The 24873-nt window shown below is 72.3% G+C and carries 23 protein-coding genes; 6 read left to right on the plus strand and 17 right to left on the minus strand.

What is annotated here, in order from left to right; genetic code table 11:
* Nucleotides 1-11 precede the first annotated feature (11 nt).
* On the minus strand, nucleotides 12-1109 hold the full coding sequence (mnmA, locus tag AOA12_RS10205; protein ID WP_082406503.1) for a tRNA 2-thiouridine(34) synthase MnmA: 1098 nt from the start codon (nucleotides 1107-1109) through the stop codon (nucleotides 12-14).
* Between the two features lie 50 nt (nucleotides 1110-1159).
* Nucleotides 1160-2341: a cysteine desulfurase family protein gene (locus AOA12_RS10210; RefSeq protein WP_054682476.1), complete on the minus strand. Its 1182-nt coding sequence runs from the start codon at nucleotides 2339-2341 to the stop codon at nucleotides 1160-1162.
* A 67-nt stretch (nucleotides 2342-2408) separates the two neighbouring features.
* On the opposite strand from AOA12_RS10210, the gene glgX reads away from it, so the two are divergent.
* The 3 genes from glgX to glgB all read left to right on the plus strand — a co-directional run bounded on the left by glgX (nucleotide 2409) and on the right by glgB (nucleotide 8806).
* A complete protein-coding gene (glgX, locus tag AOA12_RS10215) occupies nucleotides 2409-4511 on the plus strand; it encodes a glycogen debranching protein GlgX (RefSeq protein ID WP_054682477.1) in 2103 nt (700 codons plus the stop codon).
* A gap of 162 nt (nucleotides 4512-4673) precedes the next feature.
* Complete coding sequence (locus AOA12_RS10220) at nucleotides 4674-6641, plus strand: alpha-1,4-glucan--maltose-1-phosphate maltosyltransferase (RefSeq protein WP_054686954.1); 1968 nt, start codon at nucleotides 4674-4676, stop codon at nucleotides 6639-6641.
* Nucleotides 6641-8806 (plus strand): 1,4-alpha-glucan branching protein GlgB, encoded by a 2166-nt coding sequence (glgB, locus tag AOA12_RS10225; RefSeq protein WP_054682478.1) that lies wholly within the window; start codon nucleotides 6641-6643, stop codon nucleotides 8804-8806. The genes AOA12_RS10220 and glgB overlap by 1 nt, the downstream gene beginning before the upstream one ends.
* A gap of 21 nt (nucleotides 8807-8827) precedes the next feature.
* Here the strand turns inward: glgB and AOA12_RS10230 are convergent, their stop codons facing one another.
* Nucleotides 8828-9742, minus strand: a complete 915-nt coding sequence (locus AOA12_RS10230; RefSeq protein ID WP_054682479.1) for a tetratricopeptide repeat protein — start codon at nucleotides 9740-9742, stop codon at nucleotides 8828-8830.
* The gene (locus AOA12_RS10235) at nucleotides 9739-11517 is read right to left on the minus strand and encodes a hypothetical protein (protein WP_054682480.1); all 1779 of its coding nucleotides are present in this window, start codon (nucleotides 11515-11517) and stop codon (nucleotides 9739-9741) included. Before AOA12_RS10235 ends, AOA12_RS10230 begins: the two co-directional genes overlap by 4 nt.
* A 180-nt stretch (nucleotides 11518-11697) precedes the next feature.
* On the opposite strand from AOA12_RS10235, the gene AOA12_RS10240 reads away from it, so the two are divergent.
* The gene (locus AOA12_RS10240) at nucleotides 11698-12768 is read left to right on the plus strand and encodes an AI-2E family transporter (protein WP_054682481.1); all 1071 of its coding nucleotides are present in this window, start codon (nucleotides 11698-11700) and stop codon (nucleotides 12766-12768) included.
* Here AOA12_RS10240 and AOA12_RS10245 read toward each other — a convergent pair.
* The 9 genes from AOA12_RS10245 to rpsB form a co-directional block, all read right to left on the minus strand.
* Nucleotides 12743-13489 (minus strand): alpha/beta hydrolase, encoded by a 747-nt coding sequence (locus tag AOA12_RS10245; protein ID WP_054682482.1) that lies wholly within the window; start codon nucleotides 13487-13489, stop codon nucleotides 12743-12745. The two genes, AOA12_RS10240 and AOA12_RS10245, sit on opposite strands and share 26 nt — an antisense overlap.
* A 1-nt stretch (nucleotide 13490) precedes the next feature.
* Complete coding sequence (locus AOA12_RS10250) at nucleotides 13491-13772, minus strand: hypothetical protein (protein WP_054682483.1); 282 nt, start codon at nucleotides 13770-13772, stop codon at nucleotides 13491-13493.
* Between the two features lie 4 nt (nucleotides 13773-13776).
* Nucleotides 13777-14517 carry a lytic transglycosylase domain-containing protein gene (locus AOA12_RS10255; protein WP_231637221.1) on the minus strand — a complete coding sequence of 247 codons (741 nt, stop codon included), beginning with the start codon at nucleotides 14515-14517 and terminating at the stop codon, nucleotides 13777-13779.
* A gap of 46 nt (nucleotides 14518-14563) precedes the next feature.
* On the minus strand, nucleotides 14564-15124 hold the full coding sequence (locus tag AOA12_RS10260; protein ID WP_054682484.1) for a DivIVA domain-containing protein: 561 nt from the start codon (nucleotides 15122-15124) through the stop codon (nucleotides 14564-14566).
* Nucleotides 15121-16146 (minus strand): phosphatidate cytidylyltransferase, encoded by a 1026-nt coding sequence (locus AOA12_RS10265; RefSeq protein ID WP_054682485.1) that lies wholly within the window; start codon nucleotides 16144-16146, stop codon nucleotides 15121-15123. The genes AOA12_RS10260 and AOA12_RS10265 overlap by 4 nt, the downstream gene beginning before the upstream one ends.
* A gap of 3 nt (nucleotides 16147-16149) precedes the next feature.
* On the minus strand, nucleotides 16150-16704 hold the full coding sequence (gene frr, locus AOA12_RS10270; RefSeq protein WP_054682486.1) for a ribosome recycling factor: 555 nt from the start codon (nucleotides 16702-16704) through the stop codon (nucleotides 16150-16152).
* Between the two features lie 53 nt (nucleotides 16705-16757).
* A complete protein-coding gene (gene pyrH, locus AOA12_RS10275) occupies nucleotides 16758-17477 on the minus strand; it encodes a UMP kinase (RefSeq protein WP_054682487.1) in 720 nt (239 codons plus the stop codon).
* 106 nt (nucleotides 17478-17583) lie between these two features.
* On the minus strand, nucleotides 17584-18411 hold the full coding sequence (tsf, locus tag AOA12_RS10280; protein ID WP_054682488.1) for a translation elongation factor Ts: 828 nt from the start codon (nucleotides 18409-18411) through the stop codon (nucleotides 17584-17586).
* Between the two features lie 97 nt (nucleotides 18412-18508).
* Complete coding sequence (rpsB, locus tag AOA12_RS10285) at nucleotides 18509-19381, minus strand: 30S ribosomal protein S2 (RefSeq protein WP_054682489.1); 873 nt, start codon at nucleotides 19379-19381, stop codon at nucleotides 18509-18511.
* Between the two features lie 289 nt (nucleotides 19382-19670).
* Here rpsB and AOA12_RS10290 point away from each other — a divergent pair, with 289 nt between their 5' ends.
* Nucleotides 19671-20186 carry a murein hydrolase activator EnvC family protein gene (locus AOA12_RS10290; protein ID WP_082406142.1) on the plus strand — a complete coding sequence of 172 codons (516 nt, stop codon included), beginning with the start codon at nucleotides 19671-19673 and terminating at the stop codon, nucleotides 20184-20186.
* Between the two features lie 40 nt (nucleotides 20187-20226).
* Here the strand turns inward: AOA12_RS10290 and AOA12_RS10295 are convergent, their stop codons facing one another.
* The 4 genes from AOA12_RS10295 to dprA form a co-directional block, all read right to left on the minus strand.
* Nucleotides 20227-21153 (minus strand): tyrosine recombinase XerC, encoded by a 927-nt coding sequence (locus tag AOA12_RS10295; protein WP_054682490.1) that lies wholly within the window; start codon nucleotides 21151-21153, stop codon nucleotides 20227-20229.
* Between the two features lie 46 nt (nucleotides 21154-21199).
* Nucleotides 21200-21526, minus strand: a complete 327-nt coding sequence (locus AOA12_RS10300; protein WP_054682491.1) for an SHOCT domain-containing protein — start codon at nucleotides 21524-21526, stop codon at nucleotides 21200-21202.
* Nucleotides 21526-21948, minus strand: a complete 423-nt coding sequence (locus tag AOA12_RS10305) for a DUF6325 family protein (protein WP_054682492.1) — start codon at nucleotides 21946-21948, stop codon at nucleotides 21526-21528. Before AOA12_RS10305 ends, AOA12_RS10300 begins: the two co-directional genes overlap by 1 nt.
* 111 nt (nucleotides 21949-22059) lie before the next feature.
* Nucleotides 22060-23220 carry a DNA-processing protein DprA gene (gene dprA / locus AOA12_RS10310; protein WP_054682493.1) on the minus strand — a complete coding sequence of 387 codons (1161 nt, stop codon included), beginning with the start codon at nucleotides 23218-23220 and terminating at the stop codon, nucleotides 22060-22062.
* Nucleotides 23221-23341: 121 nt separating this feature from the next.
* Between dprA and AOA12_RS10315 the strand changes: the two genes are divergently transcribed.
* Nucleotides 23342-24727: a recombinase family protein gene (locus tag AOA12_RS10315; RefSeq protein ID WP_054682494.1), complete on the plus strand. Its 1386-nt coding sequence runs from the start codon at nucleotides 23342-23344 to the stop codon at nucleotides 24725-24727.
* Nucleotides 24728-24873: the final 146 nt, after the last annotated feature.

A 24873-nucleotide genomic window follows, 5' to 3' on the forward strand; every position in this document is an offset into this window, starting at 1 on the left:
GGTGCCCCGCGCTACGCCTCGACGGGCACGGCGGACACCGTGCGATCGATCGTGAACTGGCCGAGCACGCGCGTGCCCGCGTAGAGCACCGCCGACTGTCCCGGCGCCACCCCGTCGAACGGCGTCGCGGGCACGACGGTCACCCCGGTCGCCGACACGCGCGCCTGCGCGGGCACCGGCTCGGCGTGCGCCCGGATCTGCACCTCGCAGGCGAACGCGGGCTCGAGCGGGGCGGCGCCGGCCCACGAGAACCGCGCGCCCGAGATCTCGCCGATCGCCAGCGCCTCCTTCGGACCGACGACCACGGTGTTGCTGACGGGCCGCACCTCGAGCACGAACCGCGGCTTGCCGTCGGGCGCCGGCACGCCCAGGTGCAGGCCGCGGCGCTGGCCGACCGTGAAGGCGTGCGCGCCCTCGTGCGCGCCGACGACCGCGCCCGACCGGTCGACGATCTCGCCGGGCGCCGTGCCCACCTTCTCGGCGAGCCAGCCGCGCGTGTCGCCGTCGGGGATGAAGCAGATGTCGTGGCTGTCGGGCTTCTGCGCGACCGTGAGCCCGCGCTCGGCCGCCTCCGCGCGCACGTGCGCCTTCGACGGCGTCGTGCCGAGCGGGAAGTACGTGTGCGCGAGCTGGCCCGCCGTCAGCACCCCCAGGACGTACGACTGGTCCTTCGCGGCGTCCGACGCGCGATGCAGCTCGCGCCCGCGCGCGCCGTCGACGAGGAGGGCGTAGTGACCCGTGCACACGGCGTCGAACCCGAGCTCGATCGCGCGCTCGAGCAGGGCGGCGAACTTGATCCTCTCGTTGCAGCGCAGGCACGGGTTGGGCGTGCGGCCGGCCCGGTACTCGGCGATGAAGTCCGCCACGACGTCGTCGCGGAACCGCTCGGAGAAGTCCCACACGTAGAACGGGATGCCGAGCAGGTCGGCGGCGCGACGGGCGTCGAGCGCGTCCTCGATCGTGCAGCAGCCGCGGCTCCCCGCCCGCAGCGTGCCGCCCGCGCGCGACAGCGCCAGGTGCACGCCGACGACGTCGTGCCCCGCGTCGACGGCGCGCGCGGCGGCCACCGCGGAGTCGACCCCGCCGCTCATCGCCGCCAGCACGCGCATCACCCCAGTCTACGAACCCCGCGGGGACACGGCGCGGCGCCGTCGACCGGCTAGCCCGCGGCGCGGGAGCGCGCGACCGCATCGGGCAGGGCCGCGAGCAGCGCCGTCACATCGCCGGGATCCGACGTGCGGCCGAGGGTGAAGCGCAGCACGCAGCGCGCGTCGTGCTCGTCGTGCCCCATCGCCATCACGACGTGCGACGGCTCGGCGATCCCCGCCTGGCACGCGCTTCCCGTGGACGCCGAGACGCCGGCCGCGTCGAGGAGGAAGAGCAGGGTCTCGCCGCGGGCGCCGGGGAAGAGGAAGTGCGCGTTGCCGGGCAGCCGCCGCTCCGGGTCGCCGAGCAGCACGGCATCCGGCACGGCACGACGCACGCCGGCGACGAGCTCGTCGCGCAGCGCGCGGAGGCGCGCCGCCGTGTGCTCGCGCTCCGCGACCGCCGCCCGCAGCGCGGCGGCCAGCGCGACCGCGCCCGCGACGTCCGGGGTCCCCGATCGCAGGCCCCGCTGCTGTCCGCCGCCGTGCAGCAGCGCGACCGGCTCGGCATGACGCGAGACGACGAGCGCCCCCGTCCCCGCCGGCGCGCCGAGCTTGTGTCCTGACACGCTCAGCGCGACGAGCCCCGCGCCCCCGCGCGCGCCGGCGCGCCAGGCCGCGAAGTCGACGGGCGTCTGGCCGACCGCGCCGACCGCGTCGAGGTGCAGCGCCACGCCGGCCGCGGCGCTCACCGCCGCCAGGCCCGCGGCGTCGTTGACCGTGCCGACCTCGTTGTTCGCGACGACGGCCGTCGCGACGCCCGGCGCGGGCCCGTCGCCGGCATCCCGCGCGCCGGCGGCCAGCGCCTCGGCGAACGCCGCGACGGGGATCGCGCCGTGCGCGTCGAGCGCGACGCGCCGGATCGGAGCGCCCTGGGCGTGCAGCCATTCCGCCGTCTCCAGCGTCGCGTGGTGCTCGCCGTCCGGCAGCACCACGCTCCCGCCCCAGGCCCACCACAGCCCCTTGAGCGCGAGGTTGATCGACTCCGTGCCGCCCGAGGTGAGGACGACCTCGATGGGCTCGCAGCCGAGCCCTGCGGCCACCTCCTCGCGCGCGCCCTCCAGCAGGCGCCGTGCCGCGCGGCCCGCCGCGTGCACCGACGAGGCGTTGCCGACCTGCTGCGACGCGTGCAGCCAGGCGTCGCGGGCCTCCGGGCGCAGCGCCGTCGTGGCGGCGTGATCGAGATAGATCGACATGCGGGTTCCGAAGGGAAGGAGGCGGGAATGTCGCCGCGAGACCGGCGGGATTACTACTCTAGAGCGCATGCCCCGTGCCCTTCTGCCCGCCGACCGCACGAGCGACGCGTCCTCCCTCGGCCCCGGCTTCGTCGGCCCACGGCTCGACGACCTGGGGGTGCGGCTCCACGACGGCGTCGCGACGCTCCGCGTCTGGTCGGCGTCGGCGACCAGCATGGAGCTGGTCGTCTTCGACGCCACCGATCTCGACTGGATCGTCGAGACCATCGCCCTCGAGCACGTCGGCGACGGCGTGTGGGAGGTCACGACGCCCGTGCTCGTCGCCGGCGCCCGCTACGCGATCCGCGTCGACGGGCCCACCGGCGCCGGCCACAACTTCAACGCCGAGAAGCTGCTGATCGAGCCCTATTCGCGCGGACTCGACACCGACGGGCGCAGGCAGTGGCGATCGGTCGTGACCGACACCTCGTTCGACTGGGAGGGCGTCGCCAAGCCCGCGATCCCGTGGGACCGCACGGTCATCTACGAGGGCCACGTCAAGGGCCTGAGCAAACGGCACCCCGACGTGCCCCCCGCGCTGCACGGCACGTACGCCGCCCTCGCGCACGACGCCATGATCGGCCATCTGCGCGACCTCGGCGTCACCGCCGTCGAGCTGCTCCCCGTGCACGCGTTCGTCGACGAGCAGCACCTGAAGAGACTCGGCCTCACCAACTACTGGGGATACAACACCCTCAACTTCTTCACCCCGCACGCGGCGTACGCGACCGCCGAGAACCGCGCCGCCGGCCCCGCCGCCGTGCTGCGCGAGTTCAAGGGGATGGTCAAGGCGCTGCATCGCGCGGGCATCGAGGTCATCCTCGACGTCGTGTACAACCACACGAGCGAGGAGGGCCTCGGCGCCCCCTACACGAGCCTGCGCGGCATCGACAACCGTCACTACTACCGGCAGCAGGACGACGGCACGTACATCGACGTGACCGGATGCGGAAACTCCGTCGACACGACGACGGACGCGGCGGCCCGGCTCGTGCTGGACTCGCTGCGCTACTGGGCCGACGAGGTGCAGGTCGACGGCTTCCGGTTCGACCTCGCCACGACCCTGGGCCGCGACGAGACGCACGCCTTCACCCCCGAGCATCCGCTGCTGCGGGCGATCGCGGACGACCCCGTGCTGCAGGGCGTGAAGCTCATCGCCGAGCCGTGGGACGTCGGCATGGGCGGCTGGCAGACCGGCAACTTCGGCGCCGGGTGGCACGAGTGGAACGACCGCTACCGCGACCGGGTGCGCAACTTCTGGCTCAGCGACGTCGACTACGCGCGACGGGCGGGCGTCTCCCCCGTCAGCGTGGGCGGGTTCGCGACGCGCCTCGCCGGATCGTCCAACACGTTCAGCGACGAGCGGGGACCGCTCGCGAGCATCAACTTCGTGACGGCGCACGACGGCTTCACGCTGCGCGACCTCGTCTCGTACGACGTCAAGCACAACTACGGCAACGGCGAGCACAATCGCGACGGCACCGACACGAACCGCTCGTTCAACCACGGCGCGGAGGGGCCGACCGACGACCCGCACGTCCTCGCCACGCGCCGCAAGGCGATGCGCAACCTCATGGGCACGCTGCTGCTGTCGGCCGGCGTGCCGATGATCACGGCGGGCGACGAGTTCGCCCGCACCCAGCGCGGCAACAACAACGCCTACTGCCACGACTCCGCGCTCACGTGGCTGAACTGGCAGCACGACGCGTGGCAGCGCGACTTCTTCGCCCACGTCCAGCGGCTCATCCGGCTGCGCACCGAGAACCCCGCGCTGCGCCCGCGACGCTTCGCGCACGCGGAGTTCACGGTGCCCAGCGCGTCGGTCATCGACTGGTACGACGAGCGCGGCGAGACCATGACCGTCGAGCAATGGACCGATCCCGGACACCGCACGCTGCAGTACGCCGCGACCTCCACTCCCGAGGAGGACGCCGCCAATCGGGTGCTCCTCGTGATCCACGGCAGCGAGCGCCCGATCGACGTGACCCTGCCGCAGATCGACGGCGTGCAGCACTACGTCTCGCTCTGGTCGAGCGTCGACGAGCGCCCCGACGAGGAGTGCCGCAGCTTCGCCCCCGGCGACCGCATCCACCTCCCCGGCACGGCCCTGCACCTGTTCCGCGCGGACTGATCGCGAGGTATACCGCTGGCGGCATGACACCGGTAGGTTCGTGGTGTGGTCACCAAGACGATTCCGACTCCCCCGGCCGTGCTCCGCAGCGACGCGCAGATCCCCCCGCACGCCGGTGCGCCCTTCTCCGGCCCGTTCGACACCGTCAACGGCCGCATCGCCCTGACGCTGCCGCAGCCGAGCGTCCCCGGCGACGGCTTCGCGCCCTCCGCCTTCTCGGGCGAGGCCGTGCCGTTCACGGTGACGGCGTTCCGCGAGGGCCACGACATCATCGGCGTGCACGCGCGGCTCACCTCGCCCAGCGGGATCGAGACCCTGCACCGCCTGCGCCCGCTCCTCGACGGGCACGACCGCTGGACCGTGCTGATCGCCCCCCTCGAGCAGGGCGTCTGGACCTTCCGCTTCGAGGCGTTCGCCGACGACTTCGCCACCTGGCAGCACGCGGCGGACCTCAAGATCGCCGCGGGCGTGGATGCCGCGCTCATGCGCGAGTCGGGTGCGCTGCTCTTCGACCGGGCGGTCGCCGAGACCGCGCGTCCTGCCGCCGACCGCGCCGCGCTGACGGCCGCGGCCACGGCGCTGCGCGATGACGACGTCGACGACGACGCCGCGCTGGTGATCGTGCGCGATCCCTCGATCGCGCGGCTGTTCGCCGAACGCCCGCTGCAGTCGCTGCTGACCGTCGGCGAGGACCGGGAGCTCCTGGTCGAACGCGAGCGCGCCGGCGTCGGCGCCTGGTACGAGTTCTTCCCCCGGTCGGAGGGCGCCGAGCGGCTGCCCGACGGATCCGTGCGCAGCGGCACCTTCCGCACGGCCGCGGACCGCCTTCCGGGCGTGGCCGGCATGGGGTTCGACGTCGTCTATCTGCCGCCCATCCACCCGATCGGCACGACGAACCGCAAGGGGCGCAACAACACGCTCACGGCCGTCCCCGGCGACCCCGGCTCGCCCTACGCGATCGGCTCGCCCGACGGCGGGCACGACGCCATCCACCCCGACCTCGGCTCGCCCGAGGACTTCCGCGCGTTCGTGCGCGCCGCGGCGGAGCAGGGCCTCGAGGTCGCGCTCGACTTCGCGCTGCAGGCCTCCCCCGATCACCCGTGGGTCGCCGAGCACCCCGAGTGGTTCACGGTGCTGCCCGACGGGTCGATCGCCTACGCGGAGAACCCGCCGAAGAAGTACCAGGACATCTATCCGATCAACTTCGACATCGACCCCGAGGGCATCTACGCGGAGTGCCTGCGCATCATCCGGCACTGGGTGGCGCAGGGCGTGAAGATCTTCCGCGTCGACAACCCGCACACCAAGCCGCTGCAGTTCTGGGAATGGCTCATCGCCGAGGTGAACGCCGAGGATCCCGACGTGATCTTCCTCGCCGAGGCGTTCACGCGCCCGGCCCCCATGAAGGCGCTCGCGATGAGCGGCTTCCAGCAGAGCTACTCGTACTTCACGTGGCGCAACACCAAGGCCGAGCTCGAGGAGTTCCTCACCTGGATCACCCAGGAGACCGCCGACTTCATGCGGCCCAACCTCTTCGTCAACACGCACGACATCCTCACCGAGTACCTCCAGTACGGCGGACGGCCCGCCTACAAGATCCGCGCGGCGATCGCCGCGACGACCGGCGCGACCTACGGCGTGTACGCGGGGTACGAGCTGTTCGAGAACGTCGCGCGCCCCGGCTCGGAAGAGAACATCGACAACGAGAAGTACGAGTACAAGTTCCGCGACTGGGAGAGGGCCGAGGCGGCGGGCAACTCGCTCGCGCCCTACCTGCGCCGTCTCAACGCGATCCGCCGGGCGCACCCCGCGCTGCGGCAGCTGCGCGGCCTGCGGCTGCACTGGAGCGACGACGACGCGATCCTCGTGTACTCGAAGCACCTGCCCGCGGCGGTGTCGCCGACCGGCTCGTCCGACACGATCATCGTCATCGCCAACGTCGATCCGCACTCCGCCCGGCAGACGCTCGTGCACCTCGACCCGACCGCCTGGGGCATGCCCGCCGACGGCGGCTTCGACGTGGAAGACCTCATCACGGGGCAGCGGTGGACGTGGTCGTCCTCGAACAACTTCGTGCGCCTCGACGCCTTCGTCGAGCCCGTGCACGTCCTGCATGTGAAGGAGCAGTGATGGCCCGTCCGAACGACGATGTTCTCGACGCTGTCGCCGGAGGCGCCTACTACGCCCCGCACGATGTCCTGGGCCCGCACCACGACGGCGACGGCTGGGTGATCCGCGCCCGGCGCCCGCTCGCCCGCACCGTCACCGCCGTGCTCGGCGACGGCACCGAGGCGGCGCTCCGCCACGTCCGCTCCGGGATCTGGGAGGGCGAGGTCGCGGAGCAGCCGTCGGCGTACGAGCTCGTGACCACCTACGACGAGGGCGCCGAGCACCGCGCCGACGACCCGTACCGGCACCTGCCCACGTGCGGCGAGATCGACCTGCACCTCGTCGGAGAGGGCCGTCACGAGCAGCTGTGGCACGTGCTGGGCGCGAACCTCCATGACTTCGTCGGCGTCAGCGGCGTGAGCTTCGCGGTGTGGGCGCCGAACGCCCGGGCCGTGCGGGTGGTCGGCGACTTCAACGCGTGGGACGGTCAGGGCCACGCGATGCGCTCGCTCGGCTCGAGCGGGGTGTGGGAGATCTTCGTCCCCGGCCTCGGCCCCGGCGCGACGTACAAGTACGAGATCCTCACGCAGGACGGCCACTGGCTGCAGAAGGCCGATCCGATGGCGAAGGCCGCCGAGACGCCCCCCGCGACGGCGTCCGTCGTGGCCGAGGCGTCGCACACCTGGTCGGACTCGGCGTGGATGACCGCGCGGTCGCAGCGCTCGCCGCTCGATCACCCGATGTCGGTCTACGAGCTGCACTTCGGCTCGTGGCGGCCGGGGCTCGGCTATCGCGAGGCGGCCGACCAGCTCATCGACTACGTGACGGAGCTGGGCTTCACCCATGTGGAGTTCATGCCGCTCGCGGAGCACCCGTTCGGCGGCTCCTGGGGATACCAGGTCACCGGCTACTACGCGCCGACGAGCCGCTTCGGCTCCCCCGACGACCTGCGCTACCTCATCGACCGCCTGCATCAGGCAGGCATCGGCGTCATCATGGACTGGGTTCCCGGGCATTTCCCGAAGGACGCGTTCGCGCTGGCCCGCTTCGACGGCCGACCGCTCTACGAGCACCCCGACCCCCGGCGCGGCGAGCACAAGGACTGGGGCACCTACATCTTCGACTACGGGCGCACCGAGGTGCGCAACTTCCTCGTCGCGAACGCGCTCTACTGGTTCGAGGAGTTCCACGTCGACGGGCTGCGCGTGGACGCCGTGGCCTCGATGCTCTACCTCGACTACTCGCGCAACGACGGCGAGTGGGAGCCGAACGTCCACGGCGGCCGCGAGAACCTGGAGGCGATCAGCTTCCTGCAGGAGGTCAACGCGACGGCGTACAAGCGCTACCCCGGCATCGCGATGATCGCCGAGGAGTCGACGAGCTACCCGGGCGTGACCGCGCCCACGTCGCAGGGCGGGCTCGGCTTCGGCTTCAAGTGGAACATGGGCTGGATGAACGACTCGCTCGTCTACATCTCGCGCGATCCCATGTACCGCTCGTACCACGAGGGCGAGCTGTCGTTCTCGTTCGTGTACGCGTTCAGCGAGAACTTCGTGCTCCCGATCAGCCACGACGAGGTCGTGCACGGCAAGGGCAGCCTGTTCGGCCGCATGCCCGGCGACCACTGGCAGAAGCTCGCGAACATGCGCGCCTATCTCGCGTACATGTGGGGCCACCCCGGCAAGCATCTGCTGTTCATGGGCCAGGAGTTCGGCCAGATGTCGGAGTGGTCCGAGTCGCGCAGCCTCGACTGGTGGATGCTCGACCAGCCCGCGCACCGCGAGCTCGCCGACTTCGTCGGCGCCCTCAACCGCGCCTACACGGCGCACGCGCCGCTCTGGTCGCGCGACAGCGACGGCGGCGCCTTCCGCCGGCTCGGCGCGCCGACGTGGAACCCCAACGTCATCGCCTTCGCCCGCACCGACCACCACGGCAACACGGTCGCCGTGGTCTGCAACTTCTCCGGCGCGCCCGTGTACGACTACGAGCTGGAGCTGCCCGAGAGCGGCACGTGGACCGAGGTCGTCAACTCCGACGCGAAGGAGTACGGCGGCTCGGGCGTCGGCAACCTCGGCGCCGTGCACGCCGACGAGTACCGCCGCGCGCGCATGGTGCTCCCGCCCCTCGGCGTGCTGTGGCTGAGCCACCGCACCGCCCCGGAGGGATCAGCCGCCCGGGAGGGATGAGCCCGGGCGGCGGAGAAGGCCTCAGAACAGCAGCGACGTCAGGCGACCGCGGGCCCGCAGCACGCGCGGGTCGCTGTCGCCGACGAGCAGGAAGAGCTCGAGCAGGCGCTCGCGCACGGGACCGCGCTCGTCGGCCGGCAGCTCGGCGAAGAGGTCGAGGAGGCGCCCGAAGGCGTCGTCGACATGCCCGCCGGCGATGTCGAGATCGGCGACCGCCAGCTGCGCGCCGACGTCGTGCGGGGTCGCGGCGGCCGCGGCCCGTGCGGCCTGCAGGTCGGCATCCTGCACGCGCTGCAGCAGGCGCACCTGGGCGAGTCCCGCACGCGCCTGATCGTCGCGCGGGCTCTCCGCGATCGCCTGCTCGAACGCCGCGGCCGCGGCGGCGAGGTCACCGGCGTCGATCGCGTCGTAGGCGGCCTGGTGCAGCGGGGGAAGCGGCGGCTCGGAGCCCTCGTCGGCGGCGGCGTCGCCGGCGGGCACGGTGCCCGTGACCCCGTGCTGTGCGGCCAGCTGCAGGAACTGGTCGACGACCTCGCGCACCTGCTGCTCGGGCACGGCGCCCGTGAACATCTGCACGGGCTGGCCCGCGACGAGGCCGACGACGAGCGGGATCGACTGGGCGCGGAAGGCCTGCGCCACCTGCGGGTTCGCGTCGACGTCGACCTTGGCGAGCACGACGCGGCCGGCGAGCTCGGTGACGACGCGCTCGAGAATGGGGCCGAGCTGCTTGCACGGGCCGCACCACTCGGCCCAGAGGTCGACAACGACGGGCACCGAGCGCGAGAGCTCCAGCACCTGCGCGAAGGTCTGGTCGGTGACGTCCACGACGAGCGACGGGGCGCCGGCCTGCGGCTGCGCGTTCGCGGGCGGGGCGTTGCGCAGCGATGAGAGGTCGACGGCACCGCGGATGACGGCGCCGGGGTTCACGTCGGTCATTCGATCTCCTTGGCATCGAGGATCTGCGAAGAGACGCCGAGGAACTGGATCAGCTCCGTCGAGCTCTGCGCGGGAATGAAGAAGAACAGCTGGTCCTGGTAGGTGGTCGTGAAGCCCTTCGGCGACTGCTCCACTCCGGCCAGCGTGCTGACCACCAGGTTGCCCTCGAGCTTGATGACCGCGTCCTCGTTCGTGGAGGTGACGGTGTCGTGCTCGTAGACGGTGACCGCGACGATCGCACCGCTGTCGAGCGTCGCGAGCGCGACGGGGTCGCTCTCGCCGGGCGTCGCCTGATGCGTCAGCTCGCCGGTCTCGGCACCCGTCCTGTTGAAGTCCTCCAGGCGCCGCGCGCGGTCCTCCTCGACCCGCGTGCGGAACGAGTCCGACTGCCGGTCGAAGTACGGCGCGTACTCGCTGTCGTCGCCCTTGTCGAGGACGTCGGCGTACGCCGCCGCCAGCTGCGCGGGGGGCAGCAGGAGGAAGGGCGACGCCGGGTCGATGCGCAGGGCGCCCACGTACGCCGGCGCGAGGTTGAGGTTCGTCTCCGACCCGAGGGTGGCGATGTAGGTGAGCTTGTAGTTCGACCAGGGATCCTGCTGCGCGATCGACATGACGACGGCGGGATCGTCGGGGGTCGGCTCGACGACCGCGAAGAACACGCGCGGCCAGCCGTCGTAGGCCTCTGGCAGGAGGAACTGCAGCTCCTCGGCGGGGATCGCCGGCAGCTGGCTCTGGTCCGGAAGGGCCGTGCGCAGCCGGTAGTTCGTCTCGCGGGCGGCGAGGGCCGCGCCCTCGAGGCGCTCCGCGGCCGCGGTGGCGTCGATCGCGGCGTCGGCGGTGGCAACCTGCTCCGAGATGCGCGTGAGGATGCGCTGCGCCTGCGCCTCGGTCACGGCCGGGGCGCCCTGGCCCTCGGGGGCGACCACCGTCTCGCTCGGGCTCGGCGACGGCGTCCCCGCCAGATCCGGCCAGGCGTCGGGCGAGCATCCCGTGATCGCCAGAGCCGAGACGAGCGCGATCGGCAGGGCGACGAGGGTGCGCCGGCCCGAGCCGATGCCGCGCCGGCGCGGCGTGGCGCTGATGACGCCCTTGTCGGCGGCCGAGATCTCGATCGGCTCCGTCGGCGGCAGCGGCGTGCCCTTGCGGCGCGGCCCGCGCGAACGGCGCAGATGACGCACGCCCAGGTAGTAGAGCACGAGGCCGATGAGCATGAGGATGCCGCCGCCCACGATCAGCGGGCCCGCCCAGGGGGTCGTGACGCCCGTCGGCCAGGTGAGCGTGAGGTCCGACGGCGCCGGCTCGACGCCGTCGGTCGCGACGAGCAGGCTCATGTCGGAGGGCAGCTGCACAGAGGTCATGAGCAGGTCGTCCTGGCGGAAGACATCGAGCCAGAGGTCCGAGGAGAGCGGGTCGAGCGGCGCGATCTCGGCAGCGCCGTCCGTCGTCGCCCCCGGCTCGGCGGCGACGGCCCGGCTCACGATCTCGCCGTCGTCGACGGTCACCTGCACGTAGTCGCTGCGCGCCAGCCAGGCGGTCATGTCGGTCGTGCGCCCGTAGACCGCGAGGATCTCGCCGTCGCCCCGGGCGCGCAGGGTCTGCGATCCGGAGTGGCTCGTCAGCACCTCGCCGTCGATCACGACGTACGGGCTGTCGACGGGGATCTCGATCGCCCGGCTCTCCGTGCGCGGCCCCTGCAGCACGGTCCGCTGCGCCACTCCCGCACCGATCATCACGGTAGCCAGCACGAAGGCGACCACTGCCCACACGAAACGCACGAAATGACACCTCTCTGCGACGGCAGACGCCGCAGGACGACACGGATCCGACTGTCCAGACTAGCCGACACGACCTGAAAGCGGCCCGGGAGACACGGGATGCGACGACGGCGTGCGTATCCTGACACCACACCCCCGCACCGCACCCCCGCATCGAAGGCTCGCACAGAAGGCTCGTCCGTGAAGATCCAGCATCCCTTCCGCACCGCGCTCATCGCCACGCTCGGCGTCGGGGTGGGCCTCATGCTCATCACGAGCCTCGAGACGCTCTCGACGGTGCTGCTCTACGTGGGAACGGCCCTCTTCCTGTCGCTCGGGCTCGATCCGCTGGTGACCTGGCTCTCCCGGCGCGGGCTCCCCCGCTGGGCGGCCCTCCTCGTCACCTTCGCGGCCGTGCTGGCCGTCTTCGCCGGCATCATCCTGATGGTCGTCCCGATCATCGTCGGTCAGGTGACCCAGTTCGTGAACGAGATCCAGAAGCTCGTGCTCTCGGGCACGTTCGACCCGATCGGCGCGCTCAGCGACTGGCTGCGGACGACCTTCCCGCTGCTCGACGTCGAGCTCGTGATGCAGTACCTGAACGACGCCTGGAACTCGCTCGACGTCAGGCAACTCGGCGGCTCGGTGGGCGGGCTGCTCATCGGCGTGGGCTCGGCGATCGTTTCGGGGCTCACGGGGGCGCTGATCGTCCTGATCCTGACGATCTACTTCACGGCCTCGACGCCGTCGCTGAAGGCGGCGGTGTACCAGCTCGTGCCGGCCTCGAAGCGCCCGCGCTTCATCGACCTCGCCGAGCAGATCACGGCATCCGTCGGCTACTACGTCATGGGGCAGGTGTCGCTCGGCGCGATCAACGGCGTGCTGAGCGCGATCTTCCTCAGCATCATCGGAGCGCCGTTCCCGGCCGTGCTCGCCGTGATCGCGTTCTTCTTCTCCCTCATCCCGCTCGTGGGCACGCTCACCGGCTCGACGATCATCGTGCTCGTCTGCCTCATCCCGCAGCTCGGCTCGCCGCTCACCGCGATCGTCGCGCTGATCTGGTACGTCATCTATATGCAGGTCGAGGCATATCTGATCTCGCCGCGCATCATGAACCGCGCCGTCTCGGTGCCCGGCGCGGTCGTCGTCATCGCCGCGCTCGCGGGCGGCTCGCTGCTCGGGCTGCTGGGAGCGCTCATCGCGATCCCCGTGGCGGCGAGCATCCTCATCATCTACCGCCAGGTGATCATCCCGCAGCAGAACGAGAGGTAGCCTCCCCCGCCTCGCCGTGCCACTCGGTCGCGAGCGGGAGCGCCGCGGGATGGACGGCGGCGACGATCTCGGTGAGCACGCGCCGGGTCTGCGTCTCGCCCACCCAGAGGTGCTTGCCGCCCGCGACCGCGATGAGCGTGGCGCCGGGGACCGACGCGAACCGCTCCCTCGCCTCGTCGGGGCGCAGATAGTCGTCGAGCTCGGGGATGACCGCGATGAGACGCCGCGGGTCGTCGGCCCAGGCCGCGACCTCCTCCGCGGAGGCGCGGTGCAGCGGCGGCGACAGCAGGATCGCCCCGGTGACGGGGTGCTCGCGGCCGTACTTGAGCGCCAGCTCGGTGCCGAACGACCATCCCACGAGCCAGGGGTCCGGCAGGTCGCGCTCGCGCACGAGGTCCATGGCGGCCTCGACGTCGAGCCGCTCCGCGTGCCCGCCGTCGAACGTCCCCTCGCTGGTGCCCCGCGGCGACGTCGTGCCGCGGGTGTTGAAGCGCAGCACGGCGAGGTCCGCGAGCGCCGGCAGGCGGCCCGCCGCCTTGCGCAGGATGTGCGAGTCCATGAACCCGCCGGCCGTCGGCAGCGGGTGCAGCGTCACGAGGGTCGCGACGGGCGTGCGGTCGGCGGGCACGGCGAGCTCGCCGACGAGCGTGAGGCCGTCGCGCGTGCGCAGCTCGACCTCCTCGCGTCGCGCGGGGAGCAGCATCGGTCCGCGAATCTCCACGTCAGCCCACCTTCCAGCACGCACCGTGCCAGTGTCGTCGCGCCGCGAGGTCCGCGGCGTCTCCCAGCACCCCGTCGGCGCGCCACGCGACGACGTGTGCGACGCCCGGCGCGATCTCGCGACCGCAGCCCGGGCACGTGTACGCCTTCTGCGCCTGCGCCGCGCTCACGGGCTGCACCGTCCACTCCTGGCCGCGGCGGGTCTCCGTGCGCTTCCAGCCGCTCAGGAGCCGCTCGAACGAGTCGTCGGCGCGCTCGGGACGACGACGGTGAGACCGCGGCATGGGGTCAGTACCAGCCGTAGCTCTCGGAATGGCCCCACGCGCCGCACGGCGTGCCGTAGCGGTCGCCGATGTATCCGAGGCCCCAGCTGATCTGCGTGGCCGGGTTGGTCTCCCAGTCCGCTCCCGCCGACGCCATCTTCTCCGCGGGCAGCGACTGGGGGATGCCGTAGGCGCCGCTCGACGCGTTGTACGCGTTCACGCGCCAGCCCGACTCCCGGTTCCACAGCGCGACCAGGCAGGAGAACTCGTCGTCGCCCCACCCGCGCGAGAGCACCATGTCGTACGCGATGGCCTGCGCCGACCCGGGGTCGGGGGCGACGAAGGGCGGCGCCCAGCTCGACTCCCCCGAGTCCGACGAGCCGGAGGAATCCGATGACGACGATGACGACGAGGAGGAGGCCGGTGCGGGCGTGGGCGTGGGGGTCGGGGTGGGGATCAGCTCGACGGTGTAGGTGATGTCGCCGCGGCCCAGATCGCCGACCTCGGTGTGGCGCGAGCCGGTCTGATAGGACTGCGCGTCCTTCAGCGTCGCGACGTAGAGCGTGACCGGCGCGGCGACGGCCTCCTCCGGCGTCCCGATGATGCCGCTCATCGGTCCGATGTAGGCCACGCTCAGCCCCGCGACGGCGAGCAGCGCCAGGGTGCTCTTGACGCCGCGACCACGCGAACGGCGGCGAGCCGGGGGCTGCGCACGCTTCGCCAGGGCGCGGGAGGTCGGCGATGTCTGCTGCAGGTCGGAGGTCACAGTGCCCCCGATTCTACCCGTCTCACGCTCCGGCCGCAGATCACTCTCATCGCACTGCCAGCATGATCTCGATGAGGGCGTCGAGCACCGCGTCGACCTGCGCCTCGTCGTAGCCGCGGCGCTGCATGCGGAACGCGACGGTGCGCACCTGCTCGACGGTGAGCGGCGCGCCGGTCTCCAGATAGGCGGCGATGCGATCGGCGACGATGTCGACCTCGTCGACGCGATAGCCGTAGCGGAGGAGCCCCGCGCGCCGGAAGCGCGCGCCCTCCGGGCGGCTCATCCGGTCGAGGATCTCCTGTCCGATCCCGCGCGAGCGCGCGACCCACGGGCGGGCGCCCGCGCGGGCGAGCGCCTCCTCGCGCTCGCGCGCGGCGAACGCCTCCTCGATGCGGGTGAGCGCCATGTCGACGGCGTCGACGCTGTATCCGCCGCGGACGAGCGGAAAGCCGACGGCGCGCACCGCGGCCGCGTCGACCTCGCGGCGCGCCTCGTCGCCCTCGTCCGCCTCGAACGACGCGCGGGCGCGCTCGAGGTACGCGTCGACGGCCGCGGGGTCGTAGCCTCGTCCGCGCTCGTCGCGGGGGAACAGCGAGGAGCCGCTCATGCGACCGTCAGGGGGTACAGCACGATGTAGAGGGCGAGCGCGGCGGGCATAGACAGCAGCAGCGAGTCGAGGCGGTCGAGCACGCCGCCGTGGCCGGGAAGCCACGAGCTCATGTCCTTGATGCCGAGGTCGCGCTTGATCATCGACTCGCCGAGGTCGCCGATCGTCGCCGAGGCCAGGATCGCCGCGCCGACGATGGGGCCCGTCCACCACGGCAGGTGCAGCAGCAGCGCCGCCATCGCCGTCGCGACGGCGATGCTCGCGATCGCCGCACCGGCGAAGCCCTCCCAGGTCTTCTTGGGGCTGATGCGCGGCGCCATCGGGTGCTTGCCGAACATCACGCCGCTCGCGTAGGCGCCCGTGTCGGTCGCGACGGCGACGGAGATGATCGTGAGCAGCCAGAGCTCGCCGTGCTCCTGGCGCAGCAGCACGAGCGCGAGCGACCCCATGAACGTGACGTAGATCTGCACGAACCCGGCGACCAGCACGTCGGCGATCACGTCGGCGTAGCGCCGCCCGTCGTGCGAGGCCATCTGCACGATCAGGCGCCAGACGACCACGAACGTGACGACCGCGAACGTGATGACCCACGCGGTGTCGGCGGCCAGGAAGTAGGCGGTGAGCAGCAGGGCGAGCGCCGCGACGAGCTGGGGCACGATGTCGACGCGGCGGCCGCTGGCCTGCAGCGCCCGCGAGAACTCGAAGATCCCGAGCAGGCAGACCGGGACGACGAAGAGCAGGAAGAGCTCCTTGATGAAGATCAGCGAGGCGATGACGATGATGCCGATCGCCAGCCCGATCGCGATCGCCATCAGCAGATTGCGGCCGCTGCGCTCGTTGATGCGCTCGTTGACGTGCTCGAAGTCGGCGCGCGCGCGCTCGATCTGGTGCTCGATCTCGCTGCGCACGGCGCGGACGTGCCCGGGCAGGTCGATGTGCGCCGTTGCGTCGTCGTGCTTTCCGTCGTCCGGCGACGCGTCGTCGGCGCGCGAGGCGTCCGGATCGGAGGAGTCGGAAGTCACGCCTCAGACCTCGAGGAGCTCTGCCTCTTTGCGCTTGAGCGCCTCGTCGATCGCGTCGACGTGGGTGCGCGTCAGGGCATCGAGTTCCTTCTCGGCACGGGCGATGTCGTCGTCGCTGACCTCGCCCGTGAGCGCGTCGAGCTCGTCCTTGACCTTGCGCCGGATGCCGCGCAGGTGCACCTTGTGGTCCTCGCCCTTCGAGCGGACGAGCTTCACGTACTCCTTGCGCCGCTCGGCGGTCAGCTCGGGCATGGTCACGCGCACGAGCGCGCCGTCGTTCGTCGGGTTGGCGCCCAGGTTGGGCATGTCGCGGATGGCGTCCTCGATCGCCTTCAGCGCCGACTTGTCGTAGGGCGTGATGACGACGGTGCGGGCCTCGGGGTTCCCCACCGAGGCGAGCTGGGCGAGCGGCGTCGGCGAGCCGTAGTAGTCCACCAGGACCCGCTGGAACAGCTGCGGGTTCGCACGGCCGGTGCGCACGGTCGCGAAGTCCTCCTTCGCCGACTCGACGGCACGGTCCATACGGGCGGCGGCTTCGGTCAGAACGTCCGCGATCACGGGTGCTCCTTTGTCGTGGTGATACGTCTGAACAGTCTATCGGCGGGCACGGCTCAGACGCTGACGAGCGTGCCGATCGTCTCGCCGAGCAGGGCCTTCGTCACGTTGCCCGCGGGCTCCATGCCGAACACGCGCATGTCGATGCCGTTGTCCATGCAGAGGCTGAACGCGGTCGAGTCGACGACCTTCAGCCCGCGCTGCAGGGCGTCGATGTAGGTGATCGCGTCGATGCGCTGCGCGGACGCGTCGCGCTTGGGGTCGGCCGTGTAGACGCCGTCCACGCCGTTCTTGGCCACCAGCACCTCGTCGGCGCGGATCTCGAGGGCGCGCTGGGCGGCGACGGTGTCGGTGGAGAAGTACGGAAGGCCGGCGCCGGCGCCGAAGATCACGACGCGGCCCTTCTGCATGTGGCGCACGGCGCGGAGCGGGATGTAGGGCTCGGCGACCTGGGTCATCGAGATCGCCGACTGCACGCGCGTCGCGGCACCGGCCTGCTCGAGGAAGTCCTGCAAGGCGAGGGCGTTCATGACCGTGCCGAGCATGCCCATGTAGTCGGCGCGGCCGCGGTCCATGCCGCGCTGGCTGAGCTCGGCCCCGCGGAAGAAGTTGCCGCCGCCGACGACGACCGCGATCTCGACGCGCCCGACGGCGGCGGCGATCTCGCGTGCGATCTGGCTGACGACATCGGGGTTGACGCCCAGCTGTCCCCCGCCGAAGGCCTCTCCGGAGAGCTTGAGCAGGACGCGTCGGCGGTCGGTGCGTTCGTTGGTCACAGTCGGTTCCTCTCGTGGCGTGTGCCGATTATCTCAGCGCGCGGGCGGATCGCCGTACGCATGCGAAAGGGGCCCGCATCCTGCGGATGCGAGCCCCTCTCACGTGTCAGGCTCCGACCTTGAAGCGGGCGAAGTCGGTGATGGAGATGCCGGCGTCCTTCGCGACCTGCGCGACCGACAGCTTGTTGTCCTTCGCGTAGTCCTGCTCGAGCAGCGCGACCTGCTTGAAGAACGCGCCCACGCGACCCTCGACGATCTTCGGGAGGGCGGCCTCGGGCTTGCCCTCGTTGCGCGAGATCTCGGTGACGATCTCGCGCTCCTTCTCGACCTCGGCCGCGGGGACGTCCTCGCGCGAGAGGTACGACGGGTTGGCGAACGAGATGTGCTGGGCGATCGAGCGCGCCGTCTCGGCGTCCGAGCCGCTGTAGGCCACGACGACGCCGATCTGCGGGGGCAGGTCCTTGCTGGTCTTGTGCAGGTAGACCTCGAACGCGTCGCCCGACAGCGTGCGCACGCGACGCAGCTCGACCTTCTCGCCGATGATCGCGGCCTCCTCCGAGATCAGCGTCTCGACGGTCTTGCCGTCGGCGTCGGCGGCCAGCGCGGCCTCGACCGAGTCGGCGCCCACGGCGGCGGCGGCGGCGAGCACCTGGTCGGCCAGTGCGATGAAGCGCTCGTTCTTCGCGACGAAGTCGGTCTCGGTGTTCAGCTCGATGAGAGTGACCTTGCCGCCCTGCTCGGTCGCGGCGACGAGGCCCTCGCTCGTCGAGCGGTCGGCGCGCTTCGCGTTGCCCTTCGCGCCCTTGAGACGGAGGATCTCCACGGCCTTCTCGAGGTCGCCGTCGGCCTCCTCGAGCGCCTTCTTCGTGTCGACCATGCCCGTGCCGAGCTGCTCGCGCAGCGCCTTGATGTCGGCGATGGTGAAGTTTGCCATGAGTGGCGGCTCCTTGATTGGTATCGAGGTTGGTGTCGATGGCTCCGGCATCCACGCGTGCGCGATGGATGCCGGAGCCGCAGATCGATGGGAAGGGTTACTCGGCGGCGGGCGCCTCGGCAGCGGCCTCGGCCGGCGCCTCCGCCTCGGCGGCGGGGGCCGTCTCGGCGGCGGCCTCGGCGGGCGCCGTCTCGGCGGGCGCCTCGGTGCCGCCCTGCTCGAGCAGCTCGCGCTCCCACTCGGCCAGGGGCTCGGCCGCCTCGGCCTCGCCGGCCGGCTGGTGACGCTGGATCAGGCCCTCGGCCGCGGCGTCGGCGACGATGCGCGTGAGCAGGCCCACCGAGCGGATCGCGTCGTCGTTGCCCGGGATCGGGTACTGGAACTCGTCGGGGTCGGCGTTGGTGTCGAGGATGCCGATCACGGGGATGCCGAGCTTCTTGGCCTCGTCGATCGCGAGGTGCTCGCGCTTGGCGTCGACGACCCAGATCGCCGAGGGGGTCTTCTGCAGGTTGCGGATGCCGCCGAGCGACTTGTGCAGCTTGTCGAGCTCGCGCTTCTTGAGCAGCAGCTCCTTCTTGGTGAAGCCGCTCTCGGCGGGGTTGTCGAAGTCGAGCTCCTCGAGCTCCTTCATGCGCGCGAGGCGCTTGCTGACCGTCGAGAAGTTGGTGAGGAGGCCGCCCAGCCAGCGCTGGTTGACGTAGGGCTGGCCGACGCGCGTGGCCTGCTCGGCGATGACCTCCTGGGCCTGCTTCTTCGTGCCGACGAAGAGGATCGTGCCGCCGTGGGCGACCGTCTCCTTGACGAACTCGTAGGCGCGGTCGATGTAGGACAGCGACTGCTGCAGGTCGATGATGTGGATGCCGCTGCGCTCCGTGAGGATGAAGCGCTTCACTTTCGGGTTCCAGCGACGGGTCTGGTGTCCGAAGTGCACGCCGCTGTCGAGCAGCTGGCGGATGGTGACGACGGCCATGGTCGTTCTCCTGTTTCTTGTGGGTTGATTCTCGCCGGGCCGACGGCCGGGCGGGCCTGGTGCCCGGCACACTCCCGCTCGCCGTGGGACGAGACCGCAGGGAGATGGATGCCGCGCCGATCACGAAGGCGATCGGCGCTCTGGGCACGCGTAGTCACCCCGACGCGCGGGGTGCAGGACAAGCATACCAGCCGACGAGTCCTCGTCCCCCGCTCGCGGATCCGCGGATCTGTCCACCGATCCGCGGGAATCGTCGTCGCGCGAGCCGGACGTCGGCCATGCTCTGCGCATGCGTCTCCCTCGCCCCTCGTCCCACCCCTCCCTGCGGCCGTTCGCGCTCCCCCGGTCCGTGCTCCTCCTCGCCGCGCTTCTGCTCGCCGCCTCCCCGTCCGGCGCCGACGAGCCCTGGCTGTGGCCGGTCGACGACGCCGAGATCGTCGATGACTGGCGCGCACCGGCGCACCGGTACGGCCCGGGCCACCGCGGCATCGACCTGCGGCCGCCGCCCGGAGCCGTCGTGCGCGCCCCCGCCGCCGGCACGGTCGCGTTCGTCGGCACGGTCGTCGACCGGCCGCTGATCACGATCGACCACGGCGAGGGGGCCGTGACGACGCTCGAGCCGGTCGCCTCGGCGCTGTCGCCCGGAGACGTCGTCGCCCGTGGCGATCCCGTGGGCGAGATCGCCACGGGCGGGCACACCGCCGCCGGCGCCGTGCACTTCGGCGTCCGCGTGCACGGCGAGTACGTGAACCCGCGCCTCTTCGTCGGCGGGGTTCCGCGCGCGATCCTGCTGCCGTGCTGCTGACGCGCGGCATGACACGGCACCACGCGGCCCGCCGGACGGGTCACGCGCGCGGGTGCGCCAGCCGGTATGCCGCCGTGAGCTTGTCGACCGACACGTGCGTGTAGATCTGCGTCGTCCCGAGGCTGGCGTGGCCCAGCATCTCCTGCACCGCGCGCAGATCGGCCCCGCCGTCGAGCAGGTGGGTCGCCGCCGAGTGCCGGAGGGCGTGCGGGCCCACGTGCTCGGCGCCGATCTCCGGCCCCAGCAGGCGCGAGACGACGTCGTACGCGGCGCGCGGGCCGAGGCGCGCACCGCGCGCGCCCAGGAAGAGCGCGGGCCCGCCCGTGCCGCGCGCCGCGAGCACGGGGCGCGCGCGGGAGAGATAGGCGTCGACGGCGCGGGCGGCCGGCGTGCCGTAGGGGACGACGCGCTCCTTGCTGCCCTTGCCCACGACGCGCACGGTGTGCGCGCTCCGGTCGAGGTCGTCGAGGTCGAGTCCGCAGACCTCCGAGACCCGCACGGCCGCGCCGTAGAGCAGCTCCACGATCGCGGCGTCGCGCAGCGCCAGGGGATCGCCCTGAGACGCCGCCTCCCGCGCACCGTCGAGCACGGCGGCCATCGTGCGCGCCGACGCGACCGTGGGCAGCGTGCGCCCGCGCTTTGGAGCGACGAGCCGCACGCTCGGGTCGGCCTCGATCAGTCCGGTCTCCCGTGCCCAGGAGAAGAAGCCGCGCACGGCGGCCGCGCGGCGCGCCAGGGTGGATCGCGCGTCGCCGCGCTGCGTGGCGCGCCACAGCCAGTCGCGCAGGTGCTCCAGGCCGACCTCTCCGACGGGCAGGTCGCCGGTCGCGGCGACGAGGTCGGCGAGGTCCGACCGGTACGCCCGCACGGTCGCGTCCGCGAGGCGGCGCACCTGCGCGCTGTGCGCGCAGAACCGCTCCGCCGCGGCCGACAGCGTCGGCCCGGCGTTCGCGGTCCCGAGATCCATGGCCCCGAGCGTAGCGCCCGGGACTCTCTGCACCGGTGAGGGCGCGTCAGCCGCCCGCGAGAATGCGCTGCTTCTGCGCCGCGAACTCCTGCTCGGTGAGCACCCCGCTGTCGCGCAGGGCTCCCAGCTGCGTCAGCTGATCGAGCAGGGAGGGAGCGGGAGTGCTCGCGGCAGGGGCGGGCGGCACAGGGGCGACCGGTTCAGGGGCGGGCGCCGCGGCCGCGACCGGCGCGGGGGCGACCGGCTGAGCGGCCTGCGCCGCCTGCTGCGCCATCGCGTCCTGCGCGGCCCACTGCTGCTGCTGACGCCGGTGGACGCTGCCCACGACGCGCGTCGCCACGGCCGCGCGAGCGGCGGTACGGAGCAGTCCCATCAGTCCTCCTCGATCTGTCGTGCGATCTCGTCGATCTCCACGGCGTTCGACCACAGCAGCCGGGCTCCCGCGCCGGTCCACTCCTCGACGACCGCGGCCATGCTGCGCTCCTCGTAGACGACCGCGAGCGCGGAGTCGCCCGGCTGGAGCGCGTCGGCGATCGCGTCGAGGTCCTCGGGAGCGAGGATGTCGGTCTCGGCGCCCGCGAACGCGGCCAGCGCCCCGCCGGCCGGCACCTCGTCCATCGGCATGCGCCGGGCGCCGCCGTCGTCGCCGAGCGCGATCAGCTCGACATCGAGGATCTCGATGAGCCCGGCCGTCACGCGGTCGAGGAGCGCCCCCACGCCCGCGCGCAGGTGCTCCGGGTCGGAGACCGACACGACGAGCACGTCGATCGGTCCGCAGTAGGTCGTCGTCGCCATGCTCCCAGGGTAGTGCGCGGCCCCGTGCGCGCACACCGTCGCGGCCGTGTCAAACGATCGGAGGAGACGACGACGCCCGGGTCCCCGCGAGCGAGGGTCCCGCCGCCGCGCTCAGCCCGCCCGCTTCCACCCGTGGGCCAGGCGCTGGGCGCGGCCGTCGAGCTCCAGCACGCCGAGGACGGCGGTCGTCTCGTCGACCGACAGCCCGCTGCGCCGGGCGATGTCCTCGGGCAGCCGCGCGACCCGCGCGCTCAGCGCGTCGAGCACGCGCACTCCCCCGGCGGTGCAGGCCTCGACCGGGATCAGGGCGCCGTCGTCGAGGAGCCCCATGAGATCGCGCACGTCGTCGGCGGAGGTGACGCAGACCGCGCCCGCCTCGCGCATGAGCCGGTGGCAGCCCGCCGAGGTCGCGCTCGTCACGGGGCCCGGCACCGCGCCGAGCGGCCGTCCGATCGTCGCCGCGTGGTGCGCCGTGTTGATCGAGCCGCTGCGCGCGCCGGCCTCCACGACGATCGTCGCATCGCTCAGGGCGGCGATGAGCCGGTTGCGCGAGAGGAAGCGCCACTTTGTCGGCGCCGATCCGCACGGCAGCTCGCTCGCGACGACGCCCGCCTCGACGATGCGCGAGAACAGCGAGAGGTGCCCCTGCGGGTAGAGCCGGTCGACGCCGCCGGCCATGAGCGCGGCGGTCGCCCCGCCGGCACCGAGCGCGGCACGGTGCGCCGCGCCGTCGATGCCGTACGCGCCGCCCGAGATCACCGTGAGCCCTCGGGCGGCGAGCTCGGCGCCGAGCTCCATCGCGACGTGCTCGCCGTACGCCGTCGCGGCGCGCGCACCGACGATCGCGACCGCGGGCGCCGAGAGGACCGCGGGATCCCCGACCGTCCACAGGCAGAGCGGGGCGTGCGGCCCCAGATCGTCGGCGCGCGCCGGCCAGAGCGGGTCGCCGGGCACCACGATGCGCGCGCCGGCCCGCCGTCCGGCCCGCAGCGCCTCGGCGGCGTCGGCGGCCCGCGGCATCCATCTCGCGCGCGCGGCGACGCCGTCGCGCGGGTCGAGCTCGTCGAGCGCGGGGATCCGGTCGGTCAGCGCGGCCCGCAGCGCGGCGGCCGCGCCGAGGCGGCCGACGAGCAGCCCGGCGACGCCGTCGCCGGGCTCGGCCAGCGCGCTCCATGCGGCGCGCGCGACCACCTCCGCGGGATCGACGTCGGCGTCCGTGAGGCCGTCGACGGCCGCGCGGGCGTCGTCGGGCGACAGGTCGAACGCGCTCATGCGGCCACTCCTCGCTTCAGGTACAGGGCACGTCCGATGTCGTCGGCCGACAGGCGTTCCCGCCCCGCGAGGTCGCACACCGACCAGGCGACGCGCAGCATAAGCTTATAGCGTTAGTTACATGACGAAACGCGCCGCCCTATACCTCCGCCAGTCCAAGGCTGACGACGAGGGGATCGACCGCCAGGAGGAGCGCACGCGCTCCCTCGCCGCCGCCCGCGGCTGGACGGTCGCCGCGACGTTCACGGACAACGACATCTCGGCGAGCAAACCGCGTGGGGCCGCGACCGCGTGGGGCCGCATGCTCGCGATGGCCGACCGCCTCGACGTCGTGGTCGCCGTGGATCTCGATCGCATCGCCCGTTCGACTCGCGACCTGAACACGCTCATCGACCACGGCCTGGCCCTCGTGACGGTCGACGGAGAGATCGACCTGGCCAGCGCGGACGGTGAGTTGCGGGCGTCGGTGCTGGCCTCGGTGGCACGGTTCGAGGTGCGCCGGAAGTCGGAGCGACAGGTGCGCGCGAACTCCCACCGTGCCGCCGCCGGTCATTGGGTCGGCGGGCGCCGCCCGTTCGGGTTCGAGGCCGACGGCGTGACCGTGCGCCCCGCCGAGGCGGACGCCGTGCGCCAGGGCTTCCGGGACATCCTGACCGGCATCCCGCTCGCGGCGGTGGCGCGGTCGTGGAACGAACAGGGCTTCGTCACCGGCCAGCAGCGCCAGGCGCGCAGCGGTCACGCGGGCGAGCCCTCACCGTGGACCGCCCAGAGCGTCCGGCTCGTGCTCACCAACCCCCGCTACGTCGGGCTCGTGCGCTACCGCGGCGAGATCATGTCGACGCCCGCCAAGTGGCCCGCGATCGTCGACGACGCGACATATCAGGGCGTCCAGGCCATCCTCTCCGACCCCTCGCGCCGGAAGCCCGGACGCCGCCCGCAGGCCCTGCTCACCGGCCTGGCCGTATGCGGGGTCGCCGGGTGCGAGGCGACCGTCCACGGCGGTGCCAACACTGCGCAGCGCCTGCGCACGTACCGGTGCCGCGGCTCGCTCGGGCACATCTCCCGCAAGGCGGACCCGATCGACGAGTTCGTCGAGGCCGTGATCGTGGCGAGGCTCGCGCGTCCGGACGCCCGCCAGCTTCTCGCGGCGCCGTCGACGGTCGACACGACCGCGCTGCACATCGAGGCAGTCGCGATCCGGGAACGGCTCGCCGCGCTGGCCGCCGACTTCGCGGACGGCCTGCTCAGCCGCGCGCAGATGCTCGCCGGGACCGAACGCGCCAATGCCCGGCTCGCCGAGCTGGACGTGGCGCTCGCCGACGCGGGGAAGGTCGACAAGCTCGGCGAGCTGATCGCCGCCGACGACGTGCGCGAGGTCTGGGACGGCTACTCGACCGACCGGCGGCGCGAGATCATCCGCGAGCTGGCGCGCGTGGTCGTTCACCCGGTCGGGCGAGGGACGCGCACGTTCCGGCCCGAGAGCGTGGTGATCGACTGGTTGTCATGACCTAGACACTGCGCGATGCCTATACTGTAGGCATAAAGCCCAGGTCAACGGTATAATTCAGCGCGTTCGTGCTAGGCTGCTGATCAAGCAAAAACAAGCACGGCGCTCGGGTCCGCCCGACGCGAGGCTCGCGACCTCGACGCTGA

Origin of the sequence: Microbacterium sp. No. 7, from assembly GCF_001314225.1 — a bacterium.
Taxonomy (GTDB): Bacteria; Actinomycetota; Actinomycetes; order Actinomycetales; family Microbacteriaceae; genus Microbacterium.

What these genes read in the sequence shown, in the direction of transcription:
- mnmA (WP_082406503.1), bottom strand. Translation starts at nt 1,109, where the DNA reads ATGCGCGTGCTGGCGGCGATGAGCGGCGGGGTCGACTCCGCGGTGGCC.
- AOA12_RS10210 (WP_054682476.1), bottom strand. Translation starts at nt 2,341, where the DNA reads ATGTCGATCTATCTCGATCACGCCGCCACGACGGCGCTGCGCCCGGAG.
- glgX (WP_054682477.1), top strand. Translation starts at nt 2,409, where the DNA reads ATGCCCCGTGCCCTTCTGCCCGCCGACCGCACGAGCGACGCGTCCTCC.
- glgB (WP_054682478.1), top strand. Translation starts at nt 6,641, where the DNA reads ATGGCCCGTCCGAACGACGATGTTCTCGACGCTGTCGCCGGAGGCGCC.
- AOA12_RS10230 (WP_054682479.1), bottom strand. Translation starts at nt 9,742, where the DNA reads ATGACCGACGTGAACCCCGGCGCCGTCATCCGCGGTGCCGTCGACCTC.
- AOA12_RS10250 (WP_054682483.1), bottom strand. Translation starts at nt 13,772, where the DNA reads ATGCCGCGGTCTCACCGTCGTCGTCCCGAGCGCGCCGACGACTCGTTC.
- AOA12_RS10260 (WP_054682484.1), bottom strand. Translation starts at nt 15,124, where the DNA reads ATGAGCGGCTCCTCGCTGTTCCCCCGCGACGAGCGCGGACGAGGCTAC.
- tsf (WP_054682488.1), bottom strand. Translation starts at nt 18,411, where the DNA reads ATGGCAAACTTCACCATCGCCGACATCAAGGCGCTGCGCGAGCAGCTC.
- rpsB (WP_054682489.1), bottom strand. Translation starts at nt 19,381, where the DNA reads ATGGCCGTCGTCACCATCCGCCAGCTGCTCGACAGCGGCGTGCACTTC.
- AOA12_RS10290 (WP_082406142.1), top strand. Translation starts at nt 19,671, where the DNA reads ATGCGTCTCCCTCGCCCCTCGTCCCACCCCTCCCTGCGGCCGTTCGCG.
- AOA12_RS10295 (WP_054682490.1), bottom strand. Translation starts at nt 21,153, where the DNA reads ATGGATCTCGGGACCGCGAACGCCGGGCCGACGCTGTCGGCCGCGGCG.
- AOA12_RS10300 (WP_054682491.1), bottom strand. Translation starts at nt 21,526, where the DNA reads ATGGGACTGCTCCGTACCGCCGCTCGCGCGGCCGTGGCGACGCGCGTC.
- AOA12_RS10305 (WP_054682492.1), bottom strand. Translation starts at nt 21,948, where the DNA reads ATGGCGACGACGACCTACTGCGGACCGATCGACGTGCTCGTCGTGTCG.
- dprA (WP_054682493.1), bottom strand. Translation starts at nt 23,220, where the DNA reads ATGAGCGCGTTCGACCTGTCGCCCGACGACGCCCGCGCGGCCGTCGAC.
- AOA12_RS10315 (WP_054682494.1), top strand. Translation starts at nt 23,342, where the DNA reads ATGACGAAACGCGCCGCCCTATACCTCCGCCAGTCCAAGGCTGACGAC.